Genomic DNA, 21,445 nt, shown 5'->3' on the forward strand with positions numbered 1-21,445 from the left:
AGAGACCAGGGGTACCGAGAAATGGTACAATGGGGAGAAGGGTTTCGGCTTCATTGGCCCGGACGACGGCGGTAAGGACATCTTCGTTCACGTAACGGCCCTGACCCGTTCTGGCATCGCTTCATTGAGCGAAGGTCAAACGGTCACGGTCGTATATGCCCAGGGCCAGAAGGGTCCCGAAGCCCGCTCGATAGCGGTCTTGGAGTGATATTTATCGCAGCCGCTGCGGTGCATGTTGCGACACGCTCTAGGCAGCCTGTCCGATGCCGGCCGATGGCAGCTCGTCTGGATCGAGACCATACCCTCCGATAGGGAGGTCTTCTTCGAGGTCTGCATCCGCGTCGAAGCGCAGGAGCCAGCAACCGCGTTGGCTGGCAGTGCGCGCTGCCTCAGTGAATTCCTTCGAGAGACCGGCCGCCGACATCTCGTTGATGGACTCATCGGCAAATTGAACAGACATCAGGCTCGTTGTTGAGACGATCCAGCCGTCCTTGTAAGTCATAACGGCGAACGGCAGCTCCTCCTGACTGAGCAGCTCGACGTCGCGATCAGTCAGGTGCCCGGTCGAGATATCCATGAAATTGTATATCGCCACAGCGCCCGCTCCTCTTCATGACAATCATGTTCGAGGAACGGGCTGCATGTCACGCCATTTCAGATGGCTGCAGCTGCAGAATCGTCAGTGCGATCCTTCGCGGCTCATTTCATTTTGCCCGGATGGTCTATGAGGTACTCCGCTGTCCCGGGATCTGCCTGACACCATAGTGACAGACATCCGGCGCGCATCATCGGGACGAGACGGCAATACGACCGACAGTGTGGATTCAAAGCTTGGCGCTAGTTTGTATTGGGAAACCCGCGGCAGAATCGCGATAGACAGCTTGCGATCTGCATGTTGGCATCAACTGCGCAGGTCCCTTACTGTTGATCATAAGTTCAATAGTCTCTGCATTTTACTGAAGTGTTGATTGAAAGATCAACACACAGGTGAGTCAGGCAGCTCGCGCTTCATACAAGCAGACTGGTCCGATCGTCTGCCCGGGCGGATAAGCGTTTTCGCCGAGCTTTGCTGGACAGTGCATCAGGCGTCTCTAGCCTTGCCGCCGGGAATCATGTGGAGACGGGGGGAGGTACTTATGGATGTTCAGATGGTGGCGCAACTCATGCGGGGTGACCCCGGAACAGCATGACTTTGGGCGTGTCGGGATACTCCTCCCGCCCCGCTCACACCTAAAATTCATGTTTCCCTAGCGGAGGCCCCGGTCAGGCCATCTTCCAAATTGGAAGCGGGTCCGAACTGCGATCCATTCGTACCGACCGCAAACGGCAATGACGCGCGCCGCTCCGAACGTTTGTCCGGCAGGTGGGATCAAAGCGGATCGCCCGTCGGAGGCTCGACTCCAAACATGTCGTCAGACTTACCCTCATCTGACGAATCGTCGGGGCCATGTCCTTCATCATCGGGACCTTTCAGCATCGTCCCGTTGACCGTCACGGAGCCGTCGGCAGCCGTGGCAATCAGCCACTCCAAACGGCCATCGCCCTTGGGACGTGAGAAGCCCTTCGCAAGCTGCAGCATTCCAATCGCCTGGTTGATGCTTGGCTCGATCGCGGCCGCGCTCTGAAGGGTGGCTATGGTCGCATCGAGGCCACCGACATCGATTGCCGTGGTTGCTACAGGAAGTCCGGACGAGAAGGTTACGTCGCCGCTGAACGCGACGTCGAGAGCGCCGGCGTGGATACGGCTTGGCTTGATGCGCGTGCGGATATTCTCCGGCGCAAAGGCTGCCTGAACCTCAGCCTGTGCCTCGGGCGACAAGGGCGGATCCTTCGTAAAATCGGCCTCCCGAAGCGCTATTTCGGCAGGTGCCGACAGATTGGCACCGGACACCGTGAAGCCGATCTCGATCAGGTCCGGAACGAACGAATTTGCCCAAGCCGGCATCAACGGCGTCGCGGCCGTTATTCCCTTCAGTGCCAGATCCAGGTCGAACGAACCGTTCGAGGAGATCCCGCTCATTCGCACGGACTGGCTTGCCTCTTGAACTCCGAGCTCGCCGTAGAGCGAGCTGATCTTGATGTCTTGAGCGGACGCAGATCCATCGAGGCTGTCCCAAAGCGGCAGGACAGCACGCAGCCTGGTCTTCAGCTCGGCACCGAACGGGCCGGCCAGCGTGCCCTTGGCGTCTCTCTGGAGATCCGCGGCGCGGGAGATCGCAAGGGTGTAGAGGTCGAGCAACGCTCGGGTGCGCGCCGTCTTGGCAGCCCCTTCCGATATGACCGTCGCGGCGCCGAACTCGAGTCCCACTGTCGTGGGCGCGGCGTCCCCCTCTGTCGGAAACTGGAATGAGGTTGTCTGCTTGACGGTATCGTAGGTCTGCTTGAAAGCAATATCTGCTGCGCCGCCGCTGGCAGGCGAAGCACTCAGCGACATCCGCGTCGCATTGATTGTGGAGGTGCTGCTCGACATGGCATCGCGTGAAGAGCTGTTCGTGGTGCCAATCTCTCCCTCGGCACTGAGGAAAGCAGCAAGCTCAGGCGAGAAGACACCCTTCAGGACCTGCGACGCCTGCCGATAGTCGAAGCTCTGCTCTTGGCCTCCGACGTCGACGACAGCAGAGACCGCCACGGGGTCGGCGGTGAACACGTTCCATGTTCCATCGCCCCGTTCGCTGACGATGAAGGCCAACGGCGAAAACGTTATGGGCTTGCCAGCCAGCTCGGACAAAAAGGAGGCTGGGTCCAGCGTGATCCTCTGGCCGTTCGGATCCGGCTCAACCCGGATCAACTTGCTGTCGAACGGTACGGCCGTGACATAGGACGCCAATGCGTCCTTGACGCGGGTGGCACCGTCGACGGTCCCGGGCGATGCCGGAGCGGGAAGGGACTCCGCTTCTTGGCCAAAGCCCGGCACGGTCAAAGCTGACGACAGTGCCGAGACGATCGTCAGAACAGCGAGAATAGGTCGCATTACAGCCCCTTGGAATGATGTCTGGCGGTGATGGGATATCGGCGAGGGGCTGAGTGTTCAAGGCGCAAGACCACGGCTCTTACCGGGTGGTCGGACCAGAAACGTGAAGTTGGGAATCTACACGATCGCTGCCCGCTCTTAGGGGCTGAGGTTGTTTATAGCCCGCCATGGCTGCATCAGAATGTGCGGATGATCGCGCCGACGGTGTCACGGTACTGCTTGAGCTGGGCGTCAGCCTCTTTGCGTTGGGTCCGGAGAGATGCCAGCGCGTCTTCCTGGTTTTTCATGTCCCGAAGGTAGTTCGTTGCCAGCTCGCTCTGGGAAGGCACTGCGCTAAGGTTCTGTCGAATGCGGCCCTGCTCCTCGGTGATCCTGCCGACTTCCTCGTCGATGTCGGCGAGCCTACGCTCGGCAGCCGTCGCCTTGGTGCGGGCAAGCGCCAGCTCCGAGAGCTTGGCGGCGGTCATGTTATCGGTGGCCGCCGATGACCAGCGGGAGAGCATGGTCTCGTCCGCGTCGGCGAGCGCGTAGCCTTCGAGCCTGACCATCTCGTCCACCGCTGTCACGATCTTGGTTTCCTTCGCGGCGACCTCGACGGCTAGGCGGCGTGCGGTTGCCGTCATGCCGCGCAGCGCCTCCGAGCGGAAATCCCAACCGTCCCGCTTCGGGTGCTCGATCACCACGGTGCGCTTTGTGTCCTGCGCGCCCCGGACCTCGTAGGTGGTCGTCGACCGGGAAAGGTACGAGATCTTTGCGACCCCGCCCTCGACCGCGACCTTCGAGATGTTCTCCTCGGGCTTCTCTTCGGTGATTACCTCGACCTTGGTGTCCGCCGCGAAGCTTGCCATGCGCTCGTTGCCGGCAGGGATCCCTAGGAGGCGTGCGTCGCCGACGTAGCCGTCGCGCTCGTCGTAGACGGTGAGGATGCCGGGCGGCAGGCTCGCCCCGGTGTCGTTCTTCAACATCAATGCGGCCACCGGGTGCTTGCCGCCGGACTGCGGCTGGAAGACCGACACGCGCTCGGCATCGACGGTCGCATCGACGATAGGAACGGACAGCGTGCGGCCGGCCGGCAGGTCCACCGGAGCGGGAAGCGCGTAGGTGGCGGTGACGTCGCCCTCGGTCACGGTCCCCGTTTCGGCGGCGGCAGACATCCTCGGGGCTGCTTCCATCATCATGTCCTGGGGCATCGGCGCCGGAGAAGGGGCGTATGCGGCGATCGGCGCGCTCATAGCCGCGCGGCCCTGCTCCATCTTCGCGCGCTCGGTGCCGCCGTCGGCCTCGGGCACCGCGTTCGACGTGCTGTCTACAGGGATCTCGGGCCGCTCGCGCCAGTAGCGCTGGTAGAGCTTCTGCGTGAGGGTCACGGGCGCGCCGGACGACAGCGTGACGGCAACATTGTCCCAGTCCTCCCCGGTCGCGTTCTCGATCACGGCCCATGCCTGAAGGTGGGCCTTGCCGTCAGGCTTGCTGACCACGCGGTAGGCAGCCTTCCAAATCGGGGCGGCGACGACGTAGGAGATCGAGACGTCGCGCTTGCCCGTTCCGGACACGCGGATCTCGACGACCTTGGACCCGGCGGCACGCTCGCGGCCGGAAGCCTCGGCGGCGCGAGACACCTTCTCCAGCATGGCCGCATCGAGGATGGCAACGCTCGCGTCTGTCCCGAGCGGCAGGACCTCGAGCGACCCGCCGTCCGTGATGACGGTGAGGATGCGCACCGAGCCGCCCTCACTGCCGAGGCTCTGTTCGGAGACGCCGAGCACCTTGCCCTCGACGGTCTTGCCGCCGCTCGACACGCGGACGTTCGTACCCTGCACGGCGCCGAGAAGCGTCGGCAGCGAGCGGAGATCCTCGGAGGTGAACGGCAGCGCGCGGAAGGTCTCCTCGGCCTGTTGCACTCCGTCGAGCGTCATGGACGCGACGGATCCCGACGGGTCGCCGACCACGAGGCTCTTCAGGACGTCGTCGACCTGCGTCGACGGCACCTCGACGGAGACCGTCCCGTCGCCGTCGACCGACACCGAGCGGGTCACCTCAGCGAGCCCGCCGCTCGAGAGCGTTACGGATCGGACGCCTTCGGCGGCGATCGAGGGCAGGACGGAGGCGCTGGACAACAGCGCGGCGACAAGGACGACGTTGGCTTTCACAAGGGCTCTCCTTTGTGCTGTGAGCACTCCTAGCACAAGGCTACCACGGGAGCTCGCCGGGCGCGTTCTCTCGTGGTAGCCCAGTTCCGATATGCAACAGTCCCGGCACTGATAGACAGCAGGAGCTGACGATGGCTTGGCGAACACGTTCGATGCGCAAGGCTCTTGCACTGGTGGTCGTTCTTCTTACCGGAGCGGCGTTGGCCGAGCCTTCATCCGGCCGTTACGGCCCGCTTCTCCTCGCGGTTCGCGGCGCCGAAGTGCATGGCGTATTTTCGGAGGGGCGCGTCGGCAACGGTGACGAAGGCGCTCCCCAGTTCAGTTGCCTCTTCCTCCTCAAGGGCCAACTGACGAACGAGCGCGCCGAGGTTCAGACCTTTTTCCCGGGCGAGCCCGAACGCATCTCCGGCGTTCTCGAACTCGGTACCGTCCCAACGCTCAAATTGGCGGAGAACCATGGCGGCTGCCTGATGACGTCCGGCGACATGACGACCGAGCCTTATCTGCTGGATGCCGCCGAGCGGCATCCCGACTGGATCGGCGCTGGTCTGGTCACCGCGCCTAAGGCGGTTCTGCGGCCGGAGCCGAAAGACGATCCGAAACGGACGCGACCCTACCTCGTCGAGCTCGATGCCTTCGCGGTCCTCGAGCAGCGTAACAGCTGGGTCCGCGTCGCGTTTTTGGGGACGGACGGTCCGCCGACGTCGGGCTGGCTGCGCGGCGACGAGGTGGCGATGAGCGTCACGTCCGCACCTTGAGCGGCGCCACCGATCGACAGCGGCGGTGGCGATGGTGGATACCGCCGCTGTTGCCGGTGGCTGCATTAGCGCTCCTTGCCCTCCTGCCCGAGGGCCGGCTGGGCTGCGACAGCCCTTACCTGACGGAGCGCAGTCCCGACGGACGTTGGAGCCTCACCGTCTGCGGCCGGCCCATGTTCTTCGCCATGCCGGGCGGCGGAAGCGACGCTCCCGGCTGGATCGTCCTGAGGGATATGGAGGGCGCGATCCGGGGCGTTTCCAGCCTGACCATGCTTCAACTCTACGGCGGCGCCGCACCTGGCTTCGACCTCGAATGGCGTTCCTCCCACGTGGTCAAGCCAATGGTCCTGGACCTTCCCCTCGACGCGGCGACAGGTCCCTTCGAACGCTGGTGGAGAGATCGCATCTGGCGCCTTCGGGCGCTTTTCCGTTTCACCCCGAGTGACGAGACCCTGTCATAATTCGACCTGTCTCTCCAAGGCATTCCTCGCAGTGCTCGTGGCTTTGGTGACGACCATGGGTGCGTCAGAACATTTTGAGATCGTCGCTGGCTGATGCCAAGCGGATGGAGGACCTGAAACCGTGCGCTTCCTGAAGAGTCTATGGCGCCGCGTTGAGGCCGAGCTTCCTGCATCCGAGGGACCTCTTCCGATGACTCTGGCAAGCTTGCCGGATGGCGAGAATCCGATCCGTCGACTGATCGACGACATGCGGTTGCCGCAGCATGAGCTCCGGGGAGAAGTCGAACTGCATCTTGGCACGCGCCCGGACCCATTTTACCGATCGGACGTGATCGTGTTGGACGAGGCGATCGCCTTGCCGGGCGCCATGGCGCCATGGACAGTCCGTTCAGACCCGGGCATCCCGCCGCAGTTTCCGATCACCCGCTTCTCGGCTCTTATCTGGTTCGAGAACGATGCGCATGCCAACCTTCGCCGCACGGCCGATCATCTGGAGAGGCGGCTGGGAGCTGCCCGGATCGGAAAGCAGTGGAACACGCTCGTCGCTACGTGGCAGTCTGGTATCGCTGAAGTCGGACTGATCGCCTGGCCGCCGGAATGGCAGTCACACGGTCTGCAAAACGACGCCCAGGATCGCGAACCGCGCTTGCGGTTCGCCTGCCACGTCAACGTCACGACGGGCTTTCGCCTACCTCTGAGCGAATGCGAGCGGGACTGGGTGGAAGGATTCGGGCCGGTAGCCTTCGATGGATCCGTCGGCACCGCCCGCCTGGCGATGGCAGGCACCTCGGCGCCCTACGACACGGAACTCGAATACGCGCGCAGTCCGGAAACCTTCGCCTCTGCGTGGCAGGGTTCGCTCGGTCTATCGGCCGGGGACGAAGCACTGATCGTCGTCTCGAACCAGCTCTTCGTGGTGCCACGTGGGAATGTCCTCGGCCTCGAGGTCTTGCGGCTGACACCTGCGAAGGGCGGGGGCGGATCGTCGCTGCTTGCCCGCTGCCGCACGCAGGCGGCGGGCCGGGACGCGCAAAAGCTTTTTCTCGCGCAGGCATCTGATCCCGACGGCATGAACGGGCTTGGCCGCGAGTTGGCGAGCCGCCTTGGTTGCCCTCTCGAGATCGGGCCATACTTCCCGGATGCGTAACGAAATGATCTGCGGGGATAGATGAAGACGAACACTCGATGGATGCTCTGGGCGGCGTTCATGACCGCCTGCATCCTGATCTACGTGTACCTCTAGCAGTCTCCGTAAACCGACTGGCTGCATGAACTCCGCCGAACACGAGGGATGTCGGCTTTTCGGACTCTCTGCCGGGAAGGCAGGCCAAGGGCTTTCTGCCCTCACCGGAGAGGGTCGAGCCTGTTAGAATGCAGTGTCCGACGGCGCGAGTTGAAGGATCACAATAACCAAAGGTGGCACAAGTGATCTGGAGATCCGGGTGGTTGGCACTGGTGATGATAGCCGTCGGCGCAGAGGCAGCAGGGGCTGAGGCCTGCGTGCAGGACTACTTTGAAGATGTGAACTACATTGCCTGCACGATCGACCCGGCTGTCTCCGACCTTCGCTTGTTCTGGCGGGATAAGGAGGGCGCCCCCTATCGCAGTTTTGCCAGGCTGGCTCGCTCAGTCGAGTCGGAGGGCGCAAACCTCGCCTTCGCGATCAATGGCGGCATGTATCGAACCGACTTCGCTCCTGTCGGCCTTCACATCGAAAACGGCGATATGCTGCGGCCAGCCGATACGACGACGATCGACGGTCCGCCGAGTAAGGTGCCAAACTTCTACAAGAAGCCGAACGGCATCTTCTTCCTCGCCGGGACAAGTGCGGGCATCCTGACGACGGAAAGGTTTCTGGCCGAACGACCCAACGCTCGGTTTGCAACGCAGTCGGGACCAATGCTCGTCATCGGGGATCGTCTGCACCCGGCGCTCATCCCGGGCTCAACTGACCAAACCCGGCGCAGCGGCGTCGGTGTCTGCAAAAGCGGGCAAGTTCGCTTTGCGATCAGTGAAACAGGCGTAAATTTCGACACGTTCGCCCGGCTGTTTCGCGACCATCTTTCATGCCCGAACGCTCTGTTTTTGGATGGCGGTCGAGGCGCTGGGATCTATTCCCCTGCGTTGGATCGTGAAGACGTCTCCTGGCATGGTGGATACGGGCCAATCCTCGGGCTCGTGCAGTAACGCCGCAATCATGGTGTCGAAACTGATCGTCATCTTCCGCGCAACGGTCGCGCGAAAGAGAAGTCCGACTTCGAGCTGCCTTCTCCGACATGGATCGTAAGCGACGCCCATGCGATCTCAAGGTCGCATCCACTGTCTATGCGCGACCTTGAGAGCACATTGAGTTGCAACCGCTTATCCCAGTGCAGCTCCGGACCAGCAAACTCTGCGACGGCGACGGTGTATACGCTCGAGGGCCATTACCACCGCCTATCCAGCTTCAGCCTTTGCAGCGCCTGATGTCAGGACACAACCCACGTTCCAGACCTCGAAAGGCATGCTGCGACGGCCTCGACCTCAGCATACCTTTCGACGACGATTGCGCACGCGCGCCCGAGCGTCTCCTGGAGAACCTTCTCGACCTTCGCCCGCGCGCGAGGGTCGAACTCAAGACGCTGTGCGATCGCCTCCGGGGAGGGCGATGCGATCGTCAGCAGCGCGTCGCCAAGGCCCAGCGCAAGCTCTACCTTGGCAACGAGGGCTGCTGCTTGCGCCAGGTCCGAATGGGAAGCCCCGCCGCAGGTTTCGCCACGGCTCCCCAGCAAGACCTCCTCGGCCGCCATCCCGGCCAGCATGGTCGTCGCAAGCGCTAGATATGAGGGTCGCGTCCGGTCGAAGCCTTCCATCTGGCTGAACTCCGTCCTGTTCACGGCGGCGCCGCGGATCTCGCGGGCGACGTGGGCACGTGTCGGAACGCTTCCCGAGACCGACGCCAGTGCGATCCCGACGACAACATGTCCTGCCTCGTGGACGCAGATCCTCCGGAATAGCTCGTCGCTCATGCGCAGCGGCGGCGGTAGGCTGACGAGCAGGTCTCCCAACTCCATCACGCGGCGGGATGCTCGAGCGGTCCGTCGCGTGTTCCGGACCAGCTGCTCGATGTCGGCGCCCGTCATGCCGTCGGTGAACCCCGGGACGTCGCGAAGGTCGCAGTCGTTCAAGTCGCCACGGAGGTGATGGCGCAGGATCCCCTTTCTCGCTTCCTCGTCCGGAAGCGGGATGTGGAGGTGTCGGTCGAGACGGCCTGCGCGTCGGATCGCAGGGTCGATCAATCCCGTATGGTTGGTCGCCCCGACGACGACGACGCCTGTCCTCGCATCAGCGCCATCCAAGCATTCCAGGAAGCCGTTGATCACCTCACGCGAATAGGCAGCGTTGTGGTCGCTGACGTTCGCGCGGTCGCCGAACGAGTCGAGCTCGTCGACGAAGAGGATGCTTGGTGCCGCTTTCTTGGCTTCATCAAAGGCGCCCCGCATCTGCTCAAGCAGCTTGTTCAAGTAGCCTGCCGCTTGCCAGCGCGCGAGCGAATGGATGAACACGGGAACGCCGCATGTGCGAGCCAAGGCGAGGGCAAAGGTCGTCTTTCCGGTTCCCGGGGCACCTGACAGCAGCGCACCGCGATCGATGTCGGCCCAGCCGATGCGGCCGGCCGCGTAGTCCGGAAGATCGACTGCCAGCGCCTTGCCCCACGTTCCAGCATCGCCGAGCCCGTGCATCTCGTCGAGAGTCGGACCGGACGGGATGTCGCTGGTGCCGACGCTCGCACGACCGGAAGACTTTTCCGTTTCGGCAGCTTCCTCGATCAACCTGGCTGTCCCAATCCGCCGTGCGAGATCGGTCGCCGCCTTGAGCGATCGGTCTCCGTCGAGCAGCAGCGACAGGAGGGGCCATGGCACCGACGAGATGGCCTCGATGTCGCCGCTGGAAGGCGTCACGTGCTTGGAAGCCTGAAGCGCAACGGCGCGCATGATCGTGTCGTCGGGCATAGGCAGGACTGCGATGGCATCCGTCAACGCGGCGATCTGCGGAGGGATGTCGTCGGCGGTATCGAAGAGCCAGCAGACGTGATGCGACGCGTGCAGGCACCGAACGAGGCTGGTCATGTCAGGCGCTTTGCCGGACCGGGTTCCAGTGCGGTCCTGCACCTTTACCCGCTTGCGGACAGCCCGAACGGATCCCGCGTTCTCGAACATATCTTCGACGGCATCCTCGAAAACGCTGCCCGCTCCCTTCGGAACGCCGACGAGCGCAACGATGAATGGCGCCCCGGCAAGGCAGTGCTGCAGCCCCGTGGCTCTGAAGGCACGCTTCACCAGTGCGGTCGCGATGAAGGCGGACGGGTCAAAGCGTTTCGCCTCCGGCTCCACTTCCCCGATGTCGATCGGTTGGTACCTGTCCAGCCGCGCCATCACACCCTCTCCCCATGAGGAGCGGGATCGCCGAGGCGATAGAAGCGCGAGAGGGTCCGGGCATAACCGTGCGACGGTGCATGGATCCAGAGATCGGAAGTGATGCCCGCGCGGCCCGACCGGATCTTCGGATGACCCAGGAACTGGCCCTTGAGGCACGGCATGCTTCGGGATGCCAGCGACCATTCCTCAAGGATGGGAGCCGCGGAAAGCATGTCTTGGGTGGGATGACGACCGTTCGCGAGCGCCTCGACATCGACGACGAGGCGGCGGAGGCGGTCGAGGTGGTCGTGAAGCTGGAAGGGTTCGCCGGAGGGCGGGACGAGGATGGCCATGGCACGGACTCCGATCGCCGGCCGCTGCACGGCTCGGGCGTCGAGAAAGGGATACGGGCGGAAGCGTCAGGCTTCGCGGCGTATGACCCGGGTGCGGGAGCCGATGGGTTCGTCGAGGTCCATGTCGATGATATGCGCCAGCGCGAGGGACGCGACCGCAGCTACGGGGCGGGACGTGTTGCGCAGGATGCCGAGGCAGTCGGCCAAGGTGACACTCCCTTCTTCGTCGAGGACGGCCAGCAACCGAACGCGGTCGTCGAGCGACACACGCCAATGAGCGAACGGAAGGATGAGCTTGGCGTTCTCGAGCCTTACTGGATCAACGTCGCCTGCCGTCACGATACGCGTTCCCCGCGGTAAGCATGAGCGCCCGGGGGGCGCGCGGTCACCCAAATCGAGGACAATGTACTCCTGGCCGCCGGCACCATGAGTGACGAAATCCGCGACGCTTTCGATCCCGAGGAGTGGCACTTGGCATTGCCAATGCTCGACTGCGGGATCGATGTCGAGGAGACACGCGACGTCCATCGAGAAGGCAGAAGAGAGTTGCACCTTACCGCGGCAACGGAGCGGCTGGTAGCCGATACACCCACGTGCGGGGAGGTTGGAGGGGACAGTTCGCGCGGATGCGAATGTCTGGATGTCGGTGACAATGTCTGAACGCATGGGAGTGCTCCGCATTGGACGGGGCTTTGCCTCTCGTCCGATCAGCCTCGAAGAGGGTGTGCGGTTAGCGTATGGATAGAGGGGGCAAAACAGCGCGCGAAGCTGTGACACCCATAGGGAGCAAGCAGGTCCGCAGGAGAGTCGATCCGGTGCACATGGCGTGACGCTACTGCCGGACGTCTTTCGGAGTCAACATGGCCAAGCGATAGATTGCGGAGCAAGATTGGAAGGCGGACCAATGGACCGCCTTCCAACCCGTGTCGTGCTTGCGATTTTAGGCCAAGCCTTCCTCGCGTAAGGCCCGCTGTACGGCAGGCCGCGCCGCCGTCGCATCCATGAAGCGCTTGATGTTCGTGAAGGCGGTCATGTCGAGGCCGACGCGGTTTGCCCATGTTAGGACCGTGAACGCGTAGGCGTCGGGTGCCGTGAACGTCTCGCCCATCAGGTACGTCTTGCCTTCCAGAGCCTTGTCGACGAACGCGAACCGCTTGGCGAGAAGCTCCTTCTGGATCTCCTTTGTCGCTTCCGGAGTGTTCGGCTTGAATAGGGGGCTGAACTGCTTGTGGAGCTCGGTCGAGATGAACGCCAACCATTGCTTTGCGCGATAGCGTGCGTTGTCGCCCGACTTGGGCATCAGCCCCGTCTCAGGATTCTGGTCGGCAAGGTACTGTACGACGACCGAAGCCTCGGTCAGAACGGGACCGTCGCCGATGTCGAGCGCCGGGACATAGCCGTTCGGGTTGACCGCGAAGTAGTCGGATCCGTCTTCCAGCTTCTTCTCGGCTAGGTCGACCGAGACGAGTTCAACCGGAAGGTCAGCTTCGCAGGCGACGATGTGGGGTGCGAGTGAGCAGGCGCCAGGCTTGTAGTACAGCTTCATGATGATCGTCTCCAAAAAATACCGCGCCTATGGTATAGGCAGATTGCCTGCGTTTGCAGGAGACCTACCCCAATTGCTAGTCCATTGACGGATCTTGCAGCGGAGCAGAAGTGCATCTTCCTGTGTAGACACTTTTTGGACGCCGGAGTGACCGCCAACTATGGCGGCCAAAATTCCATGAATTTTTGACGGCCATGTCCGGGTCGTGTTTTGCCGACGAAAGATATGGCTGCCCTCATAGTTTGCTTCGATGGAAGCCATGTGCGGTTGCGGGGCTTTGGCCAGCGCCCCAGCGTACTTTTCGAAATTGATGTCTGCGCCCAGCAACCTGCCGGCAATCCGGAACGTCTTTTTCGCGCCCATGTCGGTCACCCAGGCCTGTTTCACCGTTCCGCAAAAGCGGACAATGGGAGTGACAAGTGCGAGGTCGGGGTCGCGCCAAGAGCAGGCATGAGCTGATTGCCCGAGAGCGGAGTTTGGTGATCTGAGCCAGCTATGGCACAGGCCGTAGGAGGACGTCTCCACGCTGAGACTGCATGGGCAACAGTACGTCTGATTCAAATCAGGCTGACTTCGCCTGCTCAGTGCTGCGGCGGCGAGCCCGACGGCCAGCATCTCGCCTGGGAAGACGTAGTCGCACCGGTTGCCGTACGTCGCTGAACCGGTTGTCGATCTGGTCGAGCGTCTGGCGAGCCGTGTATGCGTTGATCTCGAGCATATCCTCGAACAAGGCCGTGCCCACGTCGCGGGTCAACGGTCCGAGTCGGTGCAGCGTGATGGCGAGATCAACAAGGACGGGTGCAGTCGCCGCGGTACCAGTCCTTATGTCACCCAGCTCATCGCGCCATATCGAAACCAGTCCCCGGGCGACCCGCGCCACCAGCATGGCTTCGTGGGGTAACAGTGTCTGCAGCCGATCCACGACAAAGGTCGAAGGCAGACCCTTGGCCTTCTCGATGTGGTCCGCCATGACCTCGAGAAGCGAGACCCAGCTGCGCTCGGGTGTCACCTCATCCACTAGACGAAACAGATCGAAGGCAGCCCTCCAAACGCCACTGTCGCCCTTCGCAAGAAGCGATCGCAGGAGTTCCGAACAAGCGGCGCGTCTGTTTGCCTCCTGCCAGAGGTTTACGGCGGCGTAGGTGACGCCGACTTGTGCGGGCTTGCCGCCGTCGCTGGCGACGATCTCGGCGAGCATCTCGGTCGCCCACTGTAGGTTGGGCTGGACAATGGCGATGAGCGCGACAAGCTCCCCGTAGGTCTGTTGAGCAATCGGCCGTTCGGAGAGCCGCCAGTCTTCCAGCACCGCTCGAACGAAGTCCGGCGTCGACCATTGGGCATGCGCCAGCAGGTGGGCAGCTTCGTGCGTATCCCGTAGCTCGGGGAAACGATCAAACAGTTTACCAAAGAAGCCTGCCAAAGAATCGACAGATGTTGGCCGGAGGTAGACCAGGAACTGTAACAGGGATTGCCAGACTTTCGGGTTCTCTGGCCGCGAAAGATGGTTCTCTAGCAGTGACAGAAGACGGTCGTGCTCTGCCCTGCCCAGGAAGATGCGTGTCAGGGTTTCTAGGAGGGGGAAGTTTCCGCCCGGCAGGACCGAAATGCCGCCGTGCCCCCACAAAACACTCTCCTCTCGCGCCTTCTCTGCGTCGGCTTTCTCCTCGGCAGTAGCGGTCGTGGGTGGCGAGACCTCCGCATCTGCTTCGTCGTCGTCGGCCCTGTCACCCTCATTAACATCAGGTGAGCCAGGTGCGGCGAGCCAGCCTTCCAAGATCGCTATAGTGGCCTCATCCACGTTCACGTCGCGGCGAACGAGACGCTCGATGGCCCGAGCGACCGATCCTCGGAACTCTTCACCGTCGAAGCCGCGCTCGTGTAGCCATCCGATCAGGCCGAGGATCAGCGACGGTTCCGCGCTCTCGGCCATCGCGTCCAGCGCATGGCCCGACGCGCGCGTCCCGAAGCTCGGCGCGAAATGCCGTATCAGCTCTGCCCCGCGCCTCGGATCATCCTTGGCAAAGTTGGCGAACTCACGGGAGAGCTGGATGTTACCGCCCGCAAGCCAATTGCGAGGGTTATCCCATCCCGTCGCGTCCGGCAGCTTGCGGAACGCGTTCAGAATCTCGTCGTCAGAAGCCCGCGCCATCGCCTCGGCTGACATCGGCGATCCGATGTAGGTAGGGCCGTGGAAGGTCGCGCCCATTCGTTCGTTTGGGAACCGGCGACGTTCCTCACGTACCAAGCGCTCAACCTGTGGCAACACGCGGTCGCTTGGTAGCGAACTCAATAGGCCGAGCCTGATCTGCCGCAGGTAGCGTTGGAAGTACCGCTTGCCCTTGGCATCGAGCAGGCGCCTCGGAGGCGGCGAATAGGCAGTAATCGCTTGCTCAAATCGCCTGAGTTCCTCGACGGACCAGCGGGGGCTGACAACACGGACGAGCCGCTTGGCTGTCCCGCCCATGTCCTCGCTCTTGCCGATGTGCAGGCGGTCGGTGTTCGCCAACAGGAACTCAAGCGCGCGGCTGGCATACTTGTCGGGACGACTTGCCAGCGCGTGCGCAAACAGTCGTTGCGCAGGTGTCGCGTTCTCGCCCTCGTTCGCGGCAAGCCAAGCGAGAAATCCTGGCTCTTCATTGGCCGCCAGGGTCTCCGCCGCGACCCTGAGCGCGCCAAGGATCGCCGGTTCAGGAAGACCGAGCGTGTGCTCCTCGTCGAACCGGAAGTCGCCGACGTACGCGAGTGGAAACCCCGGCAAGGCGCTCGGATCGTCATCATGAACGCGCAAGGCGGCGAACACGTTCTGGAACCACGGCCACAGGGTCTCGAGAAAGCCGCGGGCGTTCGTTTGCGCGAGCGCCTCCAGGCTGTCCCACCCTTTGCCGCCTTCCAGCAGACGCTTCAACGGCTCCGAAGGTGAGTTGTTGATGAGCCAAGCGATCCGAGCTTGCTCCTCATCCGGCGCGGGGAGCGCCGCCCGACGAGCCGCTTCATCGATCGCCACCGACAGGGCGCGATCTAAGGCGGCCCGTACCAGCGCTGCTCCAACGTCGGGTTGTTCCGCCCCGACCGTCGCCACCATGTGGTCGACCATCATCGGCGCGACGTCCGTGCGGTTAAGGACGGTGATCGCTATGGCCGTGATGTCGTCGTCCCACTTCGGGCAATTTTGCAGCACATTCCATATGAGACCATCGTCCGCTTCGTTAGCCAGCCAACGCTCCCGGATCAATAAAGCGACGCGGGCCGGAGAGAACTTCCAGGCCTGCGCAACAATGCCGGCCGCAACCCCGCACGTCTCCGGGTGGGCCATGGCTTCGCCGATGTAGGAGCTGGCGAACCGCTCGAACCAGCCCGGGCTCCCGGCCATCGCCTGCAGCGCCACCCGGCGGTCTGCCGACTTCAGGGTCCACTCCATCAAGAGGGTTTCCGCGTCCGAAGGTGCTGCCTGCTGGCCAAGGAACTCGATCAGCAGATGCCGGAGATGAAGCCGAAGGTTCGGGGCCGCCCAGATGGTATGCAGCTCCTGCTCGTACATCGCCGGTTCCACGACGCGCAGATAGGTGAGTGCCGTCCACAGCTTCGGGCGAACAAACAGCGAGGACACTCGCCCTAGGACGAAAGACGACAGCCTACCTTCTTGCTGTGCGAAGCCACGTGCGAGGGCGTGCTCGAAGAGCGTTTGGTGTGTGAACCCAATGCTTTCGCCATCGCCGCGTGCGAGGACGCCGTTTCTGATCAAGGCCTCTAGTTCGGCCACTTGATCATCGAACCTTGCTGTTGCGAGCCAGAGCGTTTCCCTCTCGGCCATCAGGTCTGCGATGGACGAAGCTAGCCGCCCCAATCGGCCCCCATCCGGCTGGTTCAGGATCCGCTCGCGCCAAAGCTGATCCAGCATCGCCTGGTAAGTCCGGAACGGCGGCATCGTCGCGCGCTCCCGGAGCTTCATGAATGTGGAGAGCGCTTGGGGCGCTCTGAGCACTTCCTGAGCGTCTGTTGGCCAGCCCGCCGATTGAATCCCGTTCGCCTCCAACAGCTGGAGGACGGTGCTCCATGCGGGCAGTTCGAGCCTCAGGCTCTCGGCCCTGACAGTCTTGAGGCGGACGTCGTGCTCGTACTCAAAGGTACGGGCTGAGAGAACGATGTGAACGTTTCGAACCCCGCCGAGCTTCCGAACAATGTTCAGCAGCACGCTGAGCCGGCCGGTCTTCAGATCGACATAAGCCGCAAGCGCATCGAGCTGGTCGATGATGAGGACGACAGGCCGGTACGCCGCGATCCGAGCGAGAAGGATCGATGGTTGCTCATCGAGCCCAAGGTGCTCTCTAAGGTCTTCCTCCGTCGCCACGGCCGGATCGAGGAAGTCAGCCTTGATCGCGAGCAGCGGAATGTTCCGCTCCGCAATCGCTCCACCCAAGGCGGCGAGCAGCGCTGACTTGCCGGCTCCTGGCAGGCCGAGGAGAGCGGTTGTGCTCGCCTCCGACCCTTCGACAATCCCCAGCAACTGATCGAGTTCGGGACGGTCGATCCATGTCCCGTCCGGGAGTCGCTGTGGCCAGCCCAGCATCGGATCGGATGCGCGCCGGAGCCGCTCGAGGGCAGTTTCGGCCGATCGGAACTCCGACTCGTCAACGGCGCCTAGCAACTCGACGGCATGCTCTTCGGCCAGTCGCTGCCTCGTTTCCTGGCTGTTGATCTTGGTTAGGTCGTCAGGCGCACCGCTGATCAAGAGCCGAAATGAGCCAGGCTCGGAACCGACCACTTCGATCGACGCATTGCCCGTAATCAGCCGCAGCGTGGTCAGAACCTCCTGGATCTTCTCGGGCGGAAAATCTGCGGCCGAGCCGCTGAAGTTCAAAAGCAGCGTGCCCTTGGGTGGCCCGACGGCCGTGGTGGGAGTTTCGCTCGCTGGCGGTGTCTGCGAAGGATTGCGTCCGGCCGGGGCGGCCTCATGAATCGGAGACGCTTGATGGTCCGAGCGGACTTTCGGCTCGGGCCGATGCACCTGGGCCCAAAGATCGAGCAGCTCGAATGTGAATGCCGCAGCATGGACCGCTGCCACTGGTTGGTGGACAACATCGAGCTCAGGGGTCTTGCCGCCGCGCATGTCCGAGATGCCGCGGATGATCATGCTTGGGGTTCGTTCCAGATTCGCCGCGAACACCGCACCGTAACCCTCCATCTCCAGGGCGTGTGCGTCGCCGTAGTGCTGATTGATCTGCCGCTCGAGTTCGGACTCCTCATCTGCCGATACGGCCTCGACGGAGACGATCGGCGCGACTAGCGCACTGGGCGGGTAGGGCTTCGGATAAAGTGTATCGTCGGGGAGCCGTCCCTTGAGCGGCGGCAGGATGCGCGACGGCCAGTCCTCGTCACGCCCGATTTTTTTTGCCAATCCGATCAGGCGGGAGTCGACCGGCAGTGAGTGCGGCCGGGCGCTGAAGCCGCTCGGGCTGTATTTGCCGCTGTATGGGAAATAGAGGTAACTCGAGGCGACGACGCTCCCGATAGGCGCCTCTGACTTCCTCGACGCTCCAACGCCGACGAACAGAGTCAGCTCGAAGGTGCCGAATTCTAGATGCGCGTAGGTGACCACGCTCTGCGCCGGGTGGGTTCCGGCCCCACTCTCAGCGACGACTACCAGCCACTCGTCACCCTGACCGGAGAACTGTCCGCACTCGTACACGTTGCCGTCCCGCGCCGGACAGGAGCCCAGCTCCGCCAAGTGCGCCCGGACGGCCCTCATCTCGATCGGCAGCGCCGTCACGATCAGCGCACGTCGAAGCCCGCGCGCGTCGGCGTCCTGCATCACCTCGGCTACGGTACGCACCTTCACGAGGCGCTCCGATCACCAGCGGCCGGAGCGAAGAGATTGAGCGACCGACGCAGCGTCGCGACGAGCTCAGTCCGGAGGGCGTCCGGTTTGTCCGCGGACCAAAGCACCGTGGTGCAGTGGTTCGTGTCGAAGTGGGTTTTTGCCTTGTCGAACTTCGCGCGCTCGCAAAGGTACACCACCGGCTTGCCCAAGCCCTCCGCGTAGCCGGCCTCCCAGTATGCCCCGGAGTTGTCGTGGGTGAGGTCGACGAGGACGAAGGCAGCGTCCCTGATCTGCTCGCGCAGGATGTTGTCGATCACTCCAGCACGGGACACATCCCGCAGGTCCACCAGATCATAGCTGATCCCATCCCGCACCGCCGGCTTGACGGTCACCTCAACAAATGCGTCGAGGACAGCGTCGCCGAATTTCATCGCAATGAACCCGTAGCGCCCGGCGACGCGCCCGTGCCGCTCAGCCTCATAACGGTCCCAGCCGTCAAGCGTGAGGCCGTAAGCCTGACCGACCAGCACGCCTATGCCTCGTGGGTTCGGCACCTCCAAGCGCCCGAGCGGCTGGATGACGTTTCTCGTCTCCAGCTCCTTCCGCAATTGATTGAACATGGTCGTATTGAATGCGCCGACTCGCGCCGTGTCGGTCGCGTCGTCGAGGAAGTAGCCTTCGCCAGTCTCGGCAAGCCGGTCGCCGATCAACCGGATCAAGTTGGTCGCCTGCTCGGGCGGGCTGGGAAGGCGCGCATTGCGCGTGAACCGTTCCATCCAGTCTGTCGTGATCATCAGGCCGCCGCCCGCCCGTTGAGCTGTGCTGAGCCGATGAGAGAGAGCCGCGCGCTGTAGGGCGGTCAGACCGCTACGCCGAGCATTGAAGTAGGGTACGATAGCTGATCGGCTGATCTCGAACCGACCGCAAGCTTGGCACTCAAAACCGGAGCTGTCGCGTGGCGTTACGTATTCAACGCACTGCACGCCGTTCGCGCCAAGACACACTGGGCAGGCCACCCCTGTCTCCGCTCGCATCACACACCACCTCATTTCACGACAGGGCGCTTCAAGGCCCTGTTCGCGCTCAGCGCCGACTCAGATCGGCTTCAAATTCACGCTCTCGCACGTTTGGCCGCCCTCAACGACGTCGCTCGGTCAGCCGAGATGAGACTTCTTTACAGCGATTTACTATCTCTTGGCACTCCTGACCCATCCGCACCATGGTTCCAAGGATCGATCCGCTCTCAATCGGACGTGCGATACGTCTGTGAAGCGTCAGGTAGAGACCTTCCGCCCGTTAAGATGAACGTCCGCTTTGATCATGTGGACGCTGAAAGCCGCCGTTCCGCTTTCGGCCCGTCTGCGCCGTCGGAAATGATTTCCGCTACACACCCATTGTTGCCTTTTCGAGTGTATCGATTTTTCCCAGAAGCCACCAATCATTCAATCTAAAAAGCCTGCCTAAGAATCGTTTAGTAATCGGGCGAGTGCGGCGGAGTAAAAGCAGGCCACGCGCTGAGAGGCACGAAACGAGAAAGCGCTTCTGGTGGGGGAGATTAGCAGCTTGAACGACACTGCCTAATCTCAGTCCTTGTCGGGGGAGATGCCCGGTCGGGCAGAGGGGGCAACAAAGGAATACCGTTAGAGATTTTACGCCTTACTTCGCTCGCCCTAGCCTCGTGCCGCCGTCTATTCTAATAGCTCAGCATATCCCGGGAACACGCAATACCACCTGGAATGCACTTGCTGGTTCATCGTCGTCACCGATCCCGATTGTGGCCGATCTGGAGGTTCTGCCCGGAGGGATCGGGAAGCGCCGGAGCACTGTCGATGCGGGTGAGTTCGGCGAAGACGTCGTCAGAGGAACCGCGGTTGCCGCCGATACCGGCTTCGAGAAGGGCGCGGTCGAGGTCGCTTCCCGATTCCAGCGCCTGCAGTTCGGCGCCGGCCTGGATGCGGCCAGCCGTGATCTCCTGGCGCTTCTTCACACGTTCGAGTGATTCCATAGCGCTGCCGAGGCGTGAGTTGACGCCGGCATGGCTGGACGCGATGGCGGACTGGGCCTTCAACAGCGACTCGTTGGCCTTCACGCCGTCGACCTCGCGCCGCATCGTCTGCATGCGCGTCTCGGTGTCCTGGACGGCACGGATCATTTGGCCCTGCTGTGCTTGCAGACGGTCGTGCTCGGCTTGGTCTCGGCCGATTTCGGTGCGGGCAGCGGAAACGCGGTCGGCAAGACCCCGGGCCAGATCCTCGCGACCGGCCGCCATCGCCGCGCGAGCGCTATCCATGTCCTTGGCTTCCTTGGCCTTCGCTTCCTCGATCCGGCGGGCCAGCACCTTTGTCGTCGCCATGATGCCGGCGAGATCGGAGCGCGCGCGCCGGAGCGCCGTATCGGCGTCGCGGATCTCCTGGTCGAGGATGCGCAGCGCCTGCGTATCGGCAGCGCTCTCGGCCACCTCGTTGACGCCGCCGCGGACGGCGGAAAACAGCTTGCCCCAGACGCTCATGCCGCAATCTCCCCGTTCTTCCATTCCTCGATGAGATGTGCCGCGTCCTCCGCATTGGAGACGAGCACCGCAACCTCCTCAATCACAACCTCGGCCGTGGACAGGGCCGACAGCGATCCGAACAGCTCATACCATTCCTCGCCGTTGATGATCGAGATGCCGAAGGTCGAAAGCGGTACCAGCTTATGCGTCTTGAGGATCAAACGCTCGAACGCCCCGCGGTTCGGGATGGAGGAAGCCGGGGCCAGCATGACGCTCGCCATCACCTGATCGCCGCCGGCGGTGACAAAGACGTCGAGGAAGCCCTTTTCCTTGATCGTGACGCAGAGGACGTCTCCTTCCGGCGGGATGCTAACGTCGACGTCGCCGAGCGCTGCTGGGTCGGATGCGAAGAGCTCTGTCAATGTATTGAGGTTCCAGACTGTCACGCGATCAATTCCCCCTGTGTTTCGACGCGCCCACCTTCAAAAGGTCCCGGCGCG

General features: G+C 62.8%; 15 protein-coding genes and 1 pseudogene. 5 read left to right on the top strand and 11 right to left on the bottom strand.

Annotated elements, in window-relative coordinates; genetic code table 11:
* Positions 1–19: 19 nt before the first annotated feature.
* Positions 20–208: pseudogene (locus ACZL02_RS20940) on the top strand (cold-shock protein); the annotation flags it as partial.
* Positions 209–247: 39 nt separating this feature from the next.
* On the opposite strand, the gene ACZL02_RS20945 reads toward ACZL02_RS20940, so the two are convergent.
* The 3 genes from ACZL02_RS20945 to ACZL02_RS20955 all read right to left on the bottom strand — a co-directional run bounded on the left by ACZL02_RS20945 (position 248) and on the right by ACZL02_RS20955 (position 5,121).
* Positions 248–577, bottom strand: coding sequence for a DUF5983 family protein (locus ACZL02_RS20945; protein ID WP_472939444.1), 330 nt, complete (start codon positions 575–577; stop codon positions 248–250).
* A 792-nt stretch (positions 578–1,369) separates the two neighbouring features.
* Positions 1,370–2,971: a hypothetical protein gene (locus ACZL02_RS20950; protein ID WP_472939445.1), complete on the bottom strand. Its 1,602-nt coding sequence runs from the start codon at positions 2,969–2,971 to the stop codon at positions 1,370–1,372.
* A gap of 176 nt (positions 2,972–3,147) precedes the next feature.
* Positions 3,148–5,121 carry a DUF4139 domain-containing protein gene (locus ACZL02_RS20955; protein WP_472939446.1) on the bottom strand — a complete coding sequence of 658 codons (1,974 nt, stop codon included), beginning with the start codon at positions 5,119–5,121 and terminating at the stop codon, positions 3,148–3,150.
* A gap of 152 nt (positions 5,122–5,273) precedes the next feature.
* Between ACZL02_RS20955 and ACZL02_RS20960 the strand changes: the two genes are divergently transcribed.
* From ACZL02_RS20960 to ACZL02_RS20975, 4 genes are all read left to right on the top strand, one after another.
* Positions 5,274–5,879, top strand: coding sequence for a hypothetical protein (locus tag ACZL02_RS20960; protein ID WP_496258572.1), 606 nt, complete (start codon positions 5,274–5,276; stop codon positions 5,877–5,879).
* Positions 5,876–6,340: a hypothetical protein gene (locus tag ACZL02_RS20965; protein ID WP_472939448.1), complete on the top strand. Its 465-nt coding sequence runs from the start codon at positions 5,876–5,878 to the stop codon at positions 6,338–6,340. Before ACZL02_RS20960 ends, ACZL02_RS20965 begins: the two co-directional genes overlap by 4 nt.
* Before the next feature lie 121 nt (positions 6,341–6,461).
* Positions 6,462–7,487, top strand: coding sequence for a hypothetical protein (locus tag ACZL02_RS20970; RefSeq protein ID WP_472939449.1), 1,026 nt, complete (start codon positions 6,462–6,464; stop codon positions 7,485–7,487).
* Between the two features lie 311 nt (positions 7,488–7,798).
* The gene (locus tag ACZL02_RS20975; RefSeq protein WP_472939614.1) at positions 7,799–8,527 is read left to right on the top strand and encodes a phosphodiester glycosidase family protein; all 729 of its coding nucleotides are present in this window, start codon (positions 7,799–7,801) and stop codon (positions 8,525–8,527) included.
* A 281-nt stretch (positions 8,528–8,808) separates the two neighbouring features.
* On the opposite strand, the gene ACZL02_RS20980 is transcribed toward ACZL02_RS20975, so the two are convergent.
* The 8 genes from ACZL02_RS20980 to ACZL02_RS21015 form a co-directional block, all read right to left on the bottom strand.
* Positions 8,809–10,755: an AAA family ATPase gene (locus ACZL02_RS20980; RefSeq protein ID WP_472939450.1), complete on the bottom strand. Its 1,947-nt coding sequence runs from the start codon at positions 10,753–10,755 to the stop codon at positions 8,809–8,811.
* Positions 10,755–11,090, bottom strand: coding sequence for a hypothetical protein (locus ACZL02_RS20985; protein ID WP_472939451.1), 336 nt, complete (start codon positions 11,088–11,090; stop codon positions 10,755–10,757). The genes ACZL02_RS20980 and ACZL02_RS20985 overlap by 1 nt, the downstream gene beginning before the upstream one ends.
* 66 nt (positions 11,091–11,156) lie before the next feature.
* Entirely contained in the window at positions 11,157–11,756 is a 600-nt protein-coding gene (locus ACZL02_RS20990) for a hypothetical protein (protein ID WP_472939452.1), read from the bottom strand.
* A 274-nt stretch (positions 11,757–12,030) separates the two neighbouring features.
* Positions 12,031–12,636 carry a glutathione transferase GstA gene (gstA, locus tag ACZL02_RS20995; protein WP_472939453.1) on the bottom strand — a complete coding sequence of 202 codons (606 nt, stop codon included), beginning with the start codon at positions 12,634–12,636 and terminating at the stop codon, positions 12,031–12,033.
* A gap of 562 nt (positions 12,637–13,198) precedes the next feature.
* Positions 13,199–18,472: a phosphorylase family protein gene (locus ACZL02_RS21000; RefSeq protein ID WP_472939454.1), complete on the bottom strand. Its 5,274-nt coding sequence runs from the start codon at positions 18,470–18,472 to the stop codon at positions 13,199–13,201.
* On the bottom strand, positions 18,469–19,248 hold the full coding sequence (locus tag ACZL02_RS21005) for a hypothetical protein (protein WP_472939455.1): 780 nt from the start codon (positions 19,246–19,248) through the stop codon (positions 18,469–18,471). Before ACZL02_RS21005 ends, ACZL02_RS21000 begins: the two co-directional genes overlap by 4 nt.
* A 965-nt stretch (positions 19,249–20,213) precedes the next feature.
* On the bottom strand, positions 20,214–20,963 hold the full coding sequence (locus ACZL02_RS21010) for a PspA/IM30 family protein (protein ID WP_472939456.1): 750 nt from the start codon (positions 20,961–20,963) through the stop codon (positions 20,214–20,216).
* Positions 20,960–21,391 (bottom strand): YjfI family protein, encoded by a 432-nt coding sequence (locus ACZL02_RS21015; protein ID WP_472939457.1) that lies wholly within the window; start codon positions 21,389–21,391, stop codon positions 20,960–20,962. The genes ACZL02_RS21010 and ACZL02_RS21015 overlap by 4 nt, the downstream gene beginning before the upstream one ends.
* Between the last annotated feature and the right edge of the window lie 54 nt (positions 21,392–21,445).

The sequence above is a fragment of the Mesocryomonas fontinalis genome, assembly GCF_055730125.2.

Coding starts and splice junctions, on each gene's coding strand:
- ACZL02_RS20945 (WP_472939444.1), bottom strand. CDS start 577: ATGGATATCTCGACCGGGCACCTGACTGATCGCGACGTCGAGCTGCTC.
- gstA (WP_472939453.1), bottom strand. CDS start 12,636: ATGAAGCTGTACTACAAGCCTGGCGCCTGCTCACTCGCACCCCACATC.
- ACZL02_RS20975 (WP_472939614.1), top strand. CDS start 7,799: ATGATAGCCGTCGGCGCAGAGGCAGCAGGGGCTGAGGCCTGCGTGCAG.
- ACZL02_RS20980 (WP_472939450.1), bottom strand. CDS start 10,755: ATGGCGCGGCTGGACAGGTACCAACCGATCGACATCGGGGAAGTGGAG.
- ACZL02_RS21005 (WP_472939455.1), bottom strand. CDS start 19,248: ATGATCACGACAGACTGGATGGAACGGTTCACGCGCAATGCGCGCCTT.
- ACZL02_RS20985 (WP_472939451.1), bottom strand. CDS start 11,090: ATGGCCATCCTCGTCCCGCCCTCCGGCGAACCCTTCCAGCTTCACGAC.
- ACZL02_RS20990 (WP_472939452.1), bottom strand. CDS start 11,756: ATGCGTTCAGACATTGTCACCGACATCCAGACATTCGCATCCGCGCGA.
- ACZL02_RS20960 (WP_496258572.1), top strand. CDS start 5,274: ATGCGCAAGGCTCTTGCACTGGTGGTCGTTCTTCTTACCGGAGCGGCG.
- ACZL02_RS21010 (WP_472939456.1), bottom strand. CDS start 20,963: ATGAGCGTCTGGGGCAAGCTGTTTTCCGCCGTCCGCGGCGGCGTCAAC.
- ACZL02_RS20950 (WP_472939445.1), bottom strand. CDS start 2,971: ATGCGACCTATTCTCGCTGTTCTGACGATCGTCTCGGCACTGTCGTCA.